The organism is Oleiphilus sp. HI0066 (assembly GCF_001635725.1).
On sequence record NZ_LWFH01001628.1, the window covers coordinates 1 to 547 of the forward strand.

A 547-nucleotide genomic window follows, 5' to 3' on the forward strand; every position below is an offset into this window, starting at 1 on the left:
AGAAACGGCAGACGGAACAAAATATGTCTGGTGTACGTTTAGTCATGATCAAATCGATTTTGATTTTCGAAACCCTAAGGTTTTAATCGAGTTTGCGAAAATACTTAACTTCTATCTAGATCAAGGGATTCGCATATTCCGTTTCGATGCGATCGCATTTCTTTGGAAGAAGGCGGCAACATCTTCGCTTAATTTGCCTGAAACCCACGAAATCGTTCGTTTGCTCAGGACTTTGATCGAGCATAAGTGCCATGACGCAGTCATTATCACGGAAACGAACATTCCTAATAGAGAAAACCTTTCGTATTTCGGAAACGCGAACGAAGCGCATTGTGTCTACAACTTCTCATTGCCACCTTTGCTCGTGAACACCTTAATTACTGGGTCTAGTCATTATCTTAAGCAATGGATGATGAGCATGCCGCCTGCCCAGAACGGTACCGCATACTTTAACTTTATTGCCTCGCACGATGGTATTGGACTTCGTCCTGCTGAGGGTTTGTTATCCGATACTGAGATCAATACTTTTGTAAGCACCATGTTAGGC

1 protein-coding gene is annotated in these 547 nt (G+C 42.8%); it reads left to right on the forward strand.

The genetic code is table 11. The features are described from left to right. The coding region (locus A3738_RS25505; protein ID WP_255376206.1) for an alpha-amylase family glycosyl hydrolase at positions 1 to 547 on the forward strand (547 nt) is incomplete at both ends.